This window comes from Algoriphagus sp. SE2, assembly GCF_039563885.1.
Classification (GTDB): Bacteria; Bacteroidota; Bacteroidia; order Cytophagales; family Cyclobacteriaceae; genus Algoriphagus.
Window position 1 is genome coordinate 63352 of sequence record NZ_JBCLWJ010000016.1, and the last position, 12199, is coordinate 75550.

Consider the following 12199-nt stretch of genomic DNA (forward strand, 5'->3'; position numbering starts at 1 on the left):
TTCAAAAAACTATGGCGTTCAGAAAAAATAAAAAACTTAACATCGATTTTTCCAGAGTCACCGTTAGTTTGGCTTCTCCAGAATCTATTCTGGATAGTTCAAACGGTGAAGTGACCCAGCCAGAGACGATCAACTATAGAACTTATAAACCAGAAATGGGTGGTTTGTTCTGTGAGAGAATCTTTGGTCCGGTTAAAGACTGGGAATGTCATTGTGGCAAGTACAAGCGCATCAGGTATAAAGGTATTATCTGTGACCGCTGCGGTGTAGAGGTTACAGAAAAGAAGGTAAGAAGAGAGAGAATGGGGCACATCGAACTGGTAGTACCAGTTGCTCACATTTGGTATTTCAAATCTCTACCTAATAAAATTGGTTATCTCCTTGGTTTACCAACTAAAAAACTTGATCAGATTGTTTACTATGAGCGTTATGCCGTAGTACAGCCAGGTATCAAAGCAGAAGACGGGATTCAATATCTTGATTTTCTTACTGAAGATGAATATCTGGATATCATGGATAAGCTTCCTAAGGAGAATCATATGCTTGATGATGACGATCCAAATAAATTTATCGCCAAAATGGGCGCTGAAGCTTTGGAAATGTTGTTGGCAAGAATAGAGTTAGATGAACTTTCCTATGCACTTCGTCACCAAGCGGCTACTGATACTTCTCAGCAGAGAAAGGCGGAAGCTCTAAAAAGACTTAAAGTTGTAGAGGCATTTCGTGATGCTAGAACCAGAATTGAAAACCGTCCTGAGTGGATGGTCGTGAGAATGGTTCCTGTAATTCCACCTGAATTGAGACCTTTGGTTCCTTTGGATGGAGGTAGATTTGCTACATCTGATTTAAATGACCTTTATAGAAGAGTTATTATCAGAAACAACCGTCTGAAGCGATTGATAGATATCAAAGCGCCAGAGGTGATTTTGAGAAACGAAAAAAGAATGCTTCAGGAAGCTGTAGATTCTTTGTTCGATAATTCTAGAAAAGTAAATGCGGTAAGATCCGATGGAAACCGTGCCTTGAAATCTCTTTCTGATATGTTGAAAGGTAAGCAAGGTCGTTTCCGTCAAAACTTGCTCGGTAAGCGTGTGGATTATTCAGGCCGATCTGTAATCGTCGTAGGTCCAGAATTGAAGCTTCACGAGTGTGGTCTACCAAAAAATATGGCTGCAGAACTTTTCAAACCTTTTATCATCAGAAAACTGATCGAAAGAGGTATTGTTAAGACTGTAAAATCTGCCAAGAAAATTGTGGATCGTAAAGATCCCGTGGTTTGGGATATTTTGGAAAACGTTTTAAAAGGACACCCTGTTCTTCTAAACCGTGCTCCTACGCTTCACAGACTAGGTATTCAAGCATTCCAACCAAAATTAATAGAAGGTAAAGCGATCCAGCTTCACCCATTGGTATGTACTGCATTCAATGCCGATTTTGACGGTGACCAGATGGCGGTACACGTACCTCTTGGTCATGAAGCAATTTTAGAAGCTTCAACTTTGATGCTTTCTGCACATAATATCTTAAACCCTGCAAATGGTGCTCCTATTACAGTACCATCTCAGGATATGGTTTTGGGTCTTTATTATGTAACAAAAGGCAAAAAATCTACTCCGGAAGAGCCAGTTCCAGGTGAAGGAATGACTTTCTATAGTACTGAGGAAGTTGTAATCGCTTTGAACGAAGGCGTGATTTCGAAGCATGCGAATATCAAGTGTAAAGTAAACATTCGAGAGGCTGATGGCCAGATCGTTGAAAAAATCATTGATACTGTTGCAGGTAGATTGATTTTCAATCAGTTTGTTCCCGAAGAAGTAGGTTATGTAAACGAACTACTTACTAAGAAAAAGCTTCAGCAAATCATTGCTCAAGTTGTCAAAGTTTGTGGCATAGCAAGAACTGCTAAATTCTTGGATGATATCAAGCACTTAGGTTTCCAGAGTGCTTACCAAGGAGGTTTATCCATGGGCCTTAATGATGTTATTATTCCAGAAGAAAAAGAGCCAATGATTGCTAAGGCGAAAGAGGAGGTTGATCAAGTGTGGAATAACTATCTGATGGGTTTAATCACTGATAACGAACGATACAATCAGGTAATTGATATATGGACTCGGACCAACTCTCATTTGACTAATAATCTGATGAAGCAGATGGAGGAGGACAAGCAAGGTTTCAATGCAATCTATATGATGATGCACTCTGGAGCCCGTGGTTCAAGAGAGCAAATTCGTCAGTTGGGTGGTATGAGAGGTTTGATGGCTAAGCCACAGAAAAACCTTCAAGGTTCTGTTGGTGAAATTATCGAAAACCCAATCTTATCCAACTTTAAAGAAGGTCTTGATGTATTGGAGTACTTTATTTCTACTCACGGTGCACGTAAAGGTCTTGCAGATACAGCATTGAAAACAGCTGATGCTGGATACTTGACACGTCGTCTTGTGGACGTTGCTCAGGATATGATTGTAACAGAAGAGGATTGTGGAACTTTGAGAGGGCTTAATGTTCTTCCATTGAAAGACAATGACGAAATCGTTGAACCACTTTCTGAAAGAATCCTTGGTAGAGTATCTGTTCATGACGTTTATGATCCATTGACAGACGAGTTGATTATTCCTGCAGGAATAGAAATCTCCGATGAGATAGCAGCTAAAGTAGACGAGTCTGCTATTGAAGAAGTTGAGATCAGATCCGTATTGACTTGTGAAACTAGAAGAGGAGTATGTTCTAAGTGCTATGGTAGAAACCTCGCTACAGGATATATGGTACAAAATGGAGAGTCAGTCGGTGTTATTGCTGCGCAATCCATTGGTGAGCCTGGTACTCAGTTGACATTAAGAACGTTCCACGTGGGTGGTACAGCATCTAACATGGCAGTTGAAGCTAGTATTACGGCCAAGTTTGAAGGAATAGTAGAGTTTGATGACGAGTTGAGGATGTTGGAAACTACCAACAAAGAAGGAGAGCCGGTTACAGTAGTAATGGGTAGATCAGGAGAGATCAAGATCAACGATCCTAAAACTGGTAAGACGTTAGTATCTAATCATGTTCCTTATGGTGCTTTATTAGCAGTTAAAGACGGTCAGAAAATAAGTAAAAATGGTGCACTATGTAAGTGGGATCCATATAATGCCGTAATTCTTTCTGAATTTGATGGAAAAATTGATTTTGAAGCTATTGTAGAAGGAGTAACCTACAAAGAAGTTGCTGATGATCAGACAGGTTTCCGTGAGAAAGTTATTATTGACACCAAAGATAGAACCAAGAACCCAGCCATTATTGTGAATTATGGTGATGAGTCTAAGTCTTATAATATTCCAGTAGGTGCTCACTTAGCAGTCGAAGTAGGTGAAAAAGTTAAGGCTGGTCAGGTATTGGTAAAAATCCCAAGATCTGTAGGTAAAACTAGAGATATTACCGGTGGTCTTCCAAGAGTTACAGAATTGTTTGAAGCTCGTAACCCATCTAACCCAGCGGTAGTTTCCGAAATCGATGGTGTAGTTACTTATGGTGGTATCAAGCGTGGTAATAGAGAGATTCTTATCGAGTCTAAGGATGGAGTGATCAAGAAATACATGGTATCTCTTTCTAAGCATATTTTGGTTCAGGAAAATGACTTTATCCGTGCAGGTGAGCCATTGTCTGATGGAGCAATCACTCCAAATGATATCCTTGCAATCAAAGGACCAACAGCAGTTCAGGAATACTTGGTGAATGAGATCCAGGAAGTTTATAGACTTCAAGGTGTAAAAATCAACGATAAGCATATTGAGGTAATTGTATCTCAGATGATGCAAAAAGTTGAAATACTTGATGCAGGTGATACTGGGTTCCTCCAAAATCAAGTAGTTGATAAGTGGGCGTTTAGAGAAGAGAACGACAATATCCTTGACAAAAAGGTTGTTATGGATGCGGGAGATTCATCTACCTTAAAACCAGGAATGATCATTTCCGCAAGAAGATTGAGAGATGAAAACTCAAGCTTAAAACGTAAAGATCTTAAGTTGGTACAGGTAAGAGATGCTGAAACTGCGGTTTCTAAACCTACGTTGCAGGGAATTACTGCTGCTTCATTGGGTACTGAAAGCTTCCTTTCTGCCGCTTCTTTCCAGGAAACTACTAAGGTTCTTTCCGAAGCAGCGATCAGAGGTAAGCGAGATGAATTATTAGGATTAAAAGAAAACGTATTGGTTGGACATCTTATCCCAGCTGGTACCGGACAGAGAAGAATCCAAAATATTATCGTCGGTTCTCAAGAAGAATATGATAAGCTTTCTGATAATATGGATCGTGTGGCAAAAAGATCAAGCGAAGCCATTTTATAATAAGTTGAATTAACAAATAGTAAAAGGCCTGTATCTGTACAGGCCTTTTTTAATCCAAAGAAGATGAAAGACGAAAAAGGAAATAGACCTGATCAGCAAATCAATGTTGAACTATCAGAGGAAGTTGCCGAGGGTGTTTATTCTAATTTGGCGATGATAGCCCACTCAAATTCCGAATTTGTTATTGATTTTATAAGACTTATGCCAGGAGTTCCCAAGGCAAAAGTAAAGTCAAGAATCATAGTAACTCCAGAGCATGCAAAGAGGTTGTTGGCTGCTTTGAAAGATAATATTGAGAAATATGAGGAAGCTTTTGGTAAGATTAGCCAATCAACGGGAGCTCCTCAATTCCCGATTAGCTTTGGTACACCAGGAGAAGCATAATAAAAATATAACTACTTAATTTTGTTCATCTTATTACTTTGGTTACCTTTGCAGTCCAAAATTTAACAGTTTACAGGAAAACTAAATTTTATCAGTTAATGCCTACTATTCAACAGTTAGTAAGAAAAGGTAGAACTACACTGGAGACCAAATCAAAATCAAGAGCTTTGGATGCATGTCCTCAGCGAAGAGGTGTTTGTACCAGGGTATACACTACAACCCCGAAGAAGCCTAACTCAGCAATGAGAAAAGTGGCCAGGGTGAGATTGACAAATGGAAAAGAAGTGAATGCTTACATTCCAGGAGAAGGTCATAATTTACAGGAGCACTCAATCGTATTGATTAGAGGTGGTCGTGTGAAGGATCTACCAGGTGTAAGATATCACATCATCCGTGGTGCACTAGATACAGCCGGAGTAAAAGACCGTAAACAAGGTCGCTCTAAGTATGGTGCTAAAAGACCGAAGTCAGGAAAAGGCCCGGCAAAGAAATAATACTTTATAACATTTAGAAAAAATGAGAAAAGCGAAACCAAAGAAGAGATATATTCTTCCTGATCCTAAGTTCAATGATACCTTGGTTACCAAGTTTGTGAACTGTCTTATGGTAGATGGGAAGAAGAGTATTGCTTACAGAATTTTCTACGATGCGGTAGAAAAAGTTGAACAAAAAGTAGGTGAGAATGGTCTTGAAGTTTGGAAAAAAGCGCTTAACAATATTGCTCCATCCGTAGAGGTGAAGAGTCGTAGAGTTGGTGGTGCTACGTTCCAGGTTCCAATGGAAGTTCGTCCGGAAAGAAAATTATCTCTAGGTATTAAGTGGATGATCACTTATGCTAGAAGAAGAGGTGAGAAAACTATGATGGATAGACTTGCAGGTGAGATCATTGCTGCTTCCAAAGGCGAAGGTGCTGGAGTGAAGAAAAAAGATGATACGCACAGAATGGCCGAAGCTAACAAAGCATTCTCCCACTTTAGATTTTAATTAGGATGGCAAGAGACTTAAAATATACCAGGAACATCGGTATTGCCGCTCACATCGATGCTGGTAAAACAACTACTACTGAGCGAATTCTTTTTTATTCTGGGGTATCCCATAAAATCGGTGAAGTGCACGACGGTGCAGCAACGATGGACTGGATGGCACAGGAGCAGGAGAGAGGTATTACCATTACTTCGGCTGCAACTACTGTGTTCTGGAACTACAGAGATCACAAATATCAAATTAATATCATTGACACTCCTGGGCACGTCGATTTTACCGTAGAGGTAAACCGTTCCCTTAGAGTATTGGATGGTTTAGTTTTCCTATTCAGTGCTGTGGATGGTGTTGAACCACAGTCTGAAACAAACTGGCGATTAGCTGATAATTATAAAGTAGCCCGTATCGGTTTTGTTAACAAAATGGACCGTGCAGGTGCAGACTTCCTAGAAGTTTGTAAGCAAGTGAAGGAAATGCTAGGTAGCTATGCAGTTCCTTTACAACTTCCAATTGGTGCTGAAGACAAATTCAGAGGTGTTGTTGATTTGATCAACAACAGAGCCATCACTTGGAATGAAGAAGACATGGGAATGACTTTTGAAGAAATTCCTATTCCTGAAGATATGACTGAAGAAGTAGAGCAGTGGAGAGAGCATTTGCTTGAAGCAGTTGCTGACTACGATGAGTCTTTGATGGAAAAATTCTTTGAAGATCCAAACTCAATCACAGAAGAAGAAATTCTTGCAGCATTGAGACAAGCAACCATCGACATGAAAATTGTTCCTATGGTTTGTGGTTCTTCATTTAAAAACAAAGGAGTTCAAACCATGCTTGACTTGGTGATGGAATTACTTCCTTCTCCTTTGGATAAAGACAACTTGATTGCTCATGATTTAGATGACGAGGAAAAAGAAGTTGTTATCACTCCTAACGAAGATGAGCCATTTGCCGGCTTGGCTTTTAAAATTGCAACAGACCCGTTTGTTGGTAGATTATGCTTTGTAAGAGCATATTCTGGTCGATTGGATTCAGGATCATACGTTTTCAATAGCCGTTCAGGTAATAAAGAGCGTATTTCCAGAGTTTTCCAGATGCATGCTAACAAGCAAAACCAAATTGATTCGCTAAGAGCTGGAGATATTGGTGCGGTAGTTGGATTTAAGGATATCAAAACTGGAGATACACTTTGTGCTGAAAACCGTAAGGTAGTTCTTGAGTCAATGATTTTCCCAGAGCCTGTTATCGGATATGCAATCGAGCCAAAAACTCAAGCTGATGTCGATAAATTGGGTATGGCAATAGCAAAACTTGTTGAAGAAGATCCAACACTTCAGGTTAATACCGATTTTGAAACTGGTCAGACTATCTTAAGAGGTATGGGTGAACTTCACTTGGATATTATCATTGACCGTTTGAAGAGAGAATTCAAGGTTGAGATTACACAAGGAGCTCCTCAGGTAGCTTATAAAGAGGCTTTGTTTGGTTCGGTTGAACATAAAGAAGTTTATAAAAAGCAAACTGGTGGTAAAGGTAAATTTGCGGACATCGTATTCGAAATTGGACCTAAAGATCCTGATCCAGAAACTGGTGAGATCAAGCCAGGGCTTGACTTTGTCAATGGTATTGTGGGTGGTGTGATTCCAAAAGAATTCATCCCATCTATTCAGAAAGGATTTGCAGAGGCTATGAAAAATGGTCCTTTGGCAGGATATCCAATCGAATCCATGAAAGTAAGATTGTTCCATGGTTCCTTCCATGATGTCGATTCAGATGCTCTTTCATTCGAACTGGCAGCAAGAATTGGTTTCAAAGAAGCAGCTAAAAGATGTAAGCCTGCATTGCTAGAGCCTATTATGTCTGTAGACGTAGTTTCTCCTGATGAATATACTGGTCCAATCACTGGTGATTTGAACAGAAGAAGAGGATTAATGAAAGGTATGGATACGAAAGGTACATCTTCCGTAATCAAGGCGTCGGTTCCATTGTCAGAGTTGTTCGGTTACATCACTGACCTTAGAACAATTACCTCTGGTAGAGCAACGGCTTCATTGACATTCTCTCACTATGAGCCGGTTCCAAATAACATAGCAGAGGGCGTAATTGCTAACGTAAAAGGTCAGAAAGACTAATCAATATTTGCGATGAATCAGAAAATTAGAATAAAACTAAAATCATACGATCACAGTCTGGTGGATAAGTCATCAGAGAAAATCGTAAAAGCTGTTAAAGCAACAGGTGCAGTAGTAGTAGGACCAATTCCATTGCCTACTAAAAAGGAGAAGTTTACAGTTTTGAAATCTCCTCACGTAAGTAAGAAAGCTAGAGATCAATATCAGTTATGTACCTATAAGAGGTTGGTTGATATTTACTCAAATAGTTCTAAAACCGTAGATGCTTTGATGAAAATCGAGCTTCCAAGTGGAGTTGATGTAGAAATCAAAGTTTGATCTGCTCTTAAATATTTTGTAAAAAAGACCTGCACAAGCGTGCAGGTCTTTTTCTATCATCACCTTTTGATATTGAAATAGGCGGTTTTAAAGGTTTAAAGAAATGAAAATTCTCTAAATGTTTGAAAATATACAAGTTGGCATTTGTTGCAGAATTTTATTTCAGTAACTTTGCAGTCCTTTAAAAGGGCTCATGCGTATAAGCGCTTGTGAATTATCAAATTATCTTATTATAGATGTCTGGTATTATAGGTAAAAAAGTAGGAATGACTAGTATTTTCAGTGCCGATGGACGTAATGTCGCATGCACGCTAATAGAAGCTGGTCCTTGCGTAGTGACGCAAGTAAAAAACGTTGAAACAGACGGGTACAACGCAGTGCAATTGGCATATGGTGAGCGTAAAGAAAAAAATACGCCTAAACCATTGATCGGTCATTTTAAAAAGGCCGGTACTACGCCAAAGCAAAAAGTTGTTGAGTTCAGAGAATTCCGGGTCGAGTTTGAAGGCCAGGTAGATCTAGGGGCTACTGTGAAGTCGTCAGAGGTATTCGTTGAAGGTGACTTCGTCGATGCTATTGGTACTTCTAAAGGTAAAGGATTCCAAGGTGTAGTAAAACGTCACGGTTTTGCTGGTGTGGGTGGTCAAACTCACGGTCAGCATAACAGACAGAGACACCCAGGTTCCATTGGTGCTTGTTCTTGGCCATCAAGAGTATTCAAAGGAATGCGTATGGCAGGAAGAACCGGCGGTGACAGAGTAAAGGTACTCAACCTAAGAGTGTTGAAAATCTACCCTGAGCAAAACCTGCTGTTGGTTTCTGGTTCAGTACCAGGTCCTAAAAATTCTTTCGTTATTCTAGAGAAATAAGTCCATGGAATTAGCAGTAATAAATCATAAAGGAGAAGATACAGGAAGAAAAGTAAATCTTTCTGACGATATCTTCGGAATCGATCCTAACGATCACGCGATCTATTTGGATGTAAAGCAGTACTTGGCGAACCAAAGACAAGGTACACACAAGTCAAAAGAAAGAAATGAAATCGCTGGTTCAACTAAAAAGATCAAAAAGCAGAAAGGTACTGGTAGTGCCAGAGCTGGATCTATAAAGTCACCACTTTTCAGAGGTGGAGGTAGAGTATTTGGCCCACAGCCAAGAAACTATACTTTCAAATTGAATAAAAAGTTAAAGCAGTTGGCTAGAAAATCTGCGCTTTCTTATAAGGCAAAAGATAATAGCTTGATGGTTTTGGAAAACATTTCATTTGAGTCTCCAAAGACAAAAAGCTATGTAGCATTGATGAACGGATTGGCCTTAGCTGATAAGAAAACATTAGTAGTTCTTCCTGAAGAAAACAAAAATGTATACTTATCAAGCAGAAATCTTCCTAAGTCAAAGGTTGTAACTGTAAATGATGTAAATACTTACCAAGTTCTAAACGCTGACCACTTAGTGATTTGTGAAGGTTCTGTAAGTATGTTGGAAACCATTTTATCGAAATAAGACAATGGATATTCTAAAGCAGCCCTTAATTACTGAGAAAGTCTCTGCCATGAACGAAAGAGGAGTTTATGGATTTATCGTAGAGAAAACTGCGAAAAAGCCAGAGATTAAGAATGCAGTAGAGAAAACATATGGTGTGAATGTGGTTTCTATAAGAACCATGAGATATGCTGCAAAGCATAAAACAAGATACACCAAGAACAAAGTGGTGTCAGGCTTTACAAATGCTTTCAAGAAAGCTATTGTAGAAGTTGCTGATGGACAGGTAATAGATTTTTACGGAGAAATTTAATTGATTCAATATCATGGCAATTAAAAAATTGAAGCCTGTAACTCCAGGGACAAGATTCAGAGTCGCTCCGGCATTTGACGAGATTACTAAGTCAAAGCCAGAGAAGTCTCTTCTTGCACCTTTGAAGAAATCAGGCGGAAGAAATAATGAAGGCAAAATGACTGCTCGCTATATCGGTGGTGGTCATAAGAGAAGACTAAGAATTGTAGACTTCCAAAGAAATAAGTTTGGTGTACCGGCTACCGTTAAGGCAATCGAATATGATCCAAACAGAACAGCACGTCTTGCCCTGCTTTATTACGCAGACGGTGCTAAGGCCTACATTATCGCCCCGGAAGGTTTGGTAGTGGGACAAACAGTGATTTCCGGTGAGCAAGTTGCTCCTGAAGTAGGTAATGCAATGCCTTTGGCTAATATTCCATTGGGTACAATTGTACACAATGTAGAATTAAAGCCAGGTAAAGGTGGAGTAATGGCCAGAAGTGCTGGTGGATATGCGCAGATCGTTGCCCGTGAGGGTAAATACGTAACTGTAAAGCTTCCTTCCGGTGAAATGAGACTCGTTCTTGGTGTTTGTATGGCAACAGTTGGTACTGTTTCTAATGGAGATCACATGAACGTTGTGCTTGGAAAAGCTGGTCGTAAGAGATGGTTAGGTGTAAGACCTCGTACAAGAGGTGTTGCGATGAACCCAGTAGATCACCCAATGGGTGGTGGTGAAGGTCGTTCTTCCGGTGGACATCCAAGATCTAGAAAAGGTCTCTTGTCTAAAGGAAAGAAAACCAGATCACCAAAGAAGTATTCAAGTAAGTTCATCATCAGCAAAAGATCTAAATAATTATGGCACGTTCATTAAAAAAAGGTCCTTATATCGAACATCACTTGGTGAAGAAAGTGGATGTTATGAACGAGTCCGGCAAGAAATCTGTCATCAAGACTTGGTCAAGAAGATCTATGATTTCTCCAGACTTCGTAGGACATACCTTCGCTGTGCATAATGGAAATAAATTCATCCCAGTATTTGTAACTGACAATATGGTTGGTCATAAACTTGGTGAATTTGCTCCAACCAGAAATTTCAGAGGCCACATTGCCAAAAAAGATAAAGGAAAGAGATAATCATGGAAGCTATCGCAAGATTAAATAATGTTCCTACTTCTCCGCGTAAAATGCGCCTCGTGGCTGACCTTGTCAGAGGCAAGAGAGTTGGAAATGCACTTAGTATTTTAAAGTTTACTCCGAATCATGGAGCTTTAAGATTAGAAAAGTTATTGCTTTCTGCCGTTGCCAACTGGCAGGCAAAAAATCCTGATGCCAAACTTGAAGAGGCAGATTTGTTTATTAAGACCATTATGGTTGATGAAGGCAGATCTCTCAAGAGATTGAGACCAGCTCCTCAAGGAAGAGGCCACAGAATACGCAAGAGATCAAATCATGTAATTCTCGTTATCGATTCATTCGATTCTGGAGACGTTACCGCTGATGTAGTAGAAACAAACGAAAAGGCAAATTAAGAACAGACTATGGGACAAAAGATCAACCCAATAGGATTTAGACTTGGTGTAGTCAAAGGCTGGGATTCCAACTGGTATGGTGGGAAAGACTTTGCTGAAAAACTATACGAAGATCAGCAAATCCGTAAGTACGTCCTTGCCAGAATTCCTAAAGGTGGGATTGCTAAGGTGATCATTGAGCGAACGCTTAAAAGAATCACTCTTACCATTCATACTGCCAGACCAGGTGTTGTAATTGGTAAAGGTGGAGCCGAAGTAGACAAGCTGAAAGAAGAACTTAAGAAGATCACTAGCAAAGATATTCAAATCAATATCTTCGAGATTAAGCGACCTGAATTGGACGCGAAATTGGTAGGTGAATCTATCGCTCAGCAACTTCAAGCTAGAATCTCCTTCAGAAGAGCGATGAAGCAAGCGATTGCTGCATCAATGAGAGTAGGAGCTGAAGGAATTAAAGTAAAACTTTCTGGACGTCTGGGTGGTGCCGAAATGGCAAGATCCGAAATGTACAAAGAAGGAAGAATTCCTCTTCACACTTTAAGAGCAGACATTGATTACGCACTTTCTGAAGCACTAACTGTGTACGGAATTATCGGAATCAAGGTATGGATTTTCAAAGGTGAAGTGTACGGTAAAAGAGACCTTTCTCCAAACCAGGGTGCTGCCAACGAACCAAAAGGTGGTCGTCACTCAGGTCCAAAGAGAAATGATGGTCCTAGACGCAGAAAAAGAAATAACTAATTTTCACCGACTAAG

The 12199-nt window shown here is 39.8% G+C and carries 13 protein-coding genes; all 13 read left to right on the forward strand.

Annotation, left to right across the window (positions count from 1 at the left end; genetic code table 11):
- Positions 1–11 precede the first annotated feature (11 nt).
- The 13 genes from rpoC (at position 12) to rpsC (ending at position 12184) form a co-directional block, all read left to right on the forward strand.
- The gene (rpoC, locus tag AAGF08_RS16775) at positions 12–4322 is read left to right on the forward strand and encodes a DNA-directed RNA polymerase subunit beta' (protein WP_343512474.1); all 4311 of its coding nucleotides are present in this window, start codon (positions 12–14) and stop codon (positions 4320–4322) included.
- A 63-nt stretch (positions 4323–4385) separates the two neighbouring features.
- Positions 4386–4706 carry a DUF3467 domain-containing protein gene (locus AAGF08_RS16780; protein WP_343512476.1) on the forward strand — a complete coding sequence of 107 codons (321 nt, stop codon included), beginning with the start codon at positions 4386–4388 and terminating at the stop codon, positions 4704–4706.
- 98 nt (positions 4707–4804) lie between these two features.
- Positions 4805–5200, forward strand: coding sequence for a 30S ribosomal protein S12 (gene rpsL / locus AAGF08_RS16785; RefSeq protein ID WP_343512477.1), 396 nt, complete (start codon positions 4805–4807; stop codon positions 5198–5200).
- Positions 5201–5222: 22 nt separating this feature from the next.
- Positions 5223–5690: a 30S ribosomal protein S7 gene (gene rpsG, locus AAGF08_RS16790; protein ID WP_206584544.1), complete on the forward strand. Its 468-nt coding sequence runs from the start codon at positions 5223–5225 to the stop codon at positions 5688–5690.
- A 5-nt stretch (positions 5691–5695) separates the two neighbouring features.
- Positions 5696–7816: an elongation factor G gene (fusA, locus tag AAGF08_RS16795; RefSeq protein WP_343512479.1), complete on the forward strand. Its 2121-nt coding sequence runs from the start codon at positions 5696–5698 to the stop codon at positions 7814–7816.
- Positions 7817–7828: 12 nt separating this feature from the next.
- On the forward strand, positions 7829–8134 hold the full coding sequence (gene rpsJ / locus AAGF08_RS16800) for a 30S ribosomal protein S10 (protein ID WP_008203035.1): 306 nt from the start codon (positions 7829–7831) through the stop codon (positions 8132–8134).
- Positions 8135–8370: 236 nt separating this feature from the next.
- Positions 8371–9003, forward strand: coding sequence for a 50S ribosomal protein L3 (gene rplC / locus AAGF08_RS16805; RefSeq protein ID WP_343512490.1), 633 nt, complete (start codon positions 8371–8373; stop codon positions 9001–9003).
- A gap of 4 nt (positions 9004–9007) precedes the next feature.
- Positions 9008–9637, forward strand: coding sequence for a 50S ribosomal protein L4 (rplD, locus tag AAGF08_RS16810; protein WP_343512491.1), 630 nt, complete (start codon positions 9008–9010; stop codon positions 9635–9637).
- Between the two features lie 4 nt (positions 9638–9641).
- The gene (rplW, locus tag AAGF08_RS16815) at positions 9642–9929 is read left to right on the forward strand and encodes a 50S ribosomal protein L23 (RefSeq protein WP_296699877.1); all 288 of its coding nucleotides are present in this window, start codon (positions 9642–9644) and stop codon (positions 9927–9929) included.
- A 13-nt stretch (positions 9930–9942) separates the two neighbouring features.
- On the forward strand, positions 9943–10767 hold the full coding sequence (gene rplB, locus AAGF08_RS16820) for a 50S ribosomal protein L2 (RefSeq protein WP_343512492.1): 825 nt from the start codon (positions 9943–9945) through the stop codon (positions 10765–10767).
- Between the two features lie 2 nt (positions 10768–10769).
- Positions 10770–11048 (forward strand): 30S ribosomal protein S19, encoded by a 279-nt coding sequence (gene rpsS, locus AAGF08_RS16825; RefSeq protein WP_074226879.1) that lies wholly within the window; start codon positions 10770–10772, stop codon positions 11046–11048.
- Between the two features lie 2 nt (positions 11049–11050).
- A complete protein-coding gene (gene rplV / locus AAGF08_RS16830) occupies positions 11051–11443 on the forward strand; it encodes a 50S ribosomal protein L22 (RefSeq protein WP_343512493.1) in 393 nt (130 codons plus the stop codon).
- A gap of 9 nt (positions 11444–11452) precedes the next feature.
- Positions 11453–12184, forward strand: a complete 732-nt coding sequence (gene rpsC / locus AAGF08_RS16835) for a 30S ribosomal protein S3 (RefSeq protein WP_296699867.1) — start codon at positions 11453–11455, stop codon at positions 12182–12184.
- Positions 12185–12199 lie beyond the last annotated feature (15 nt).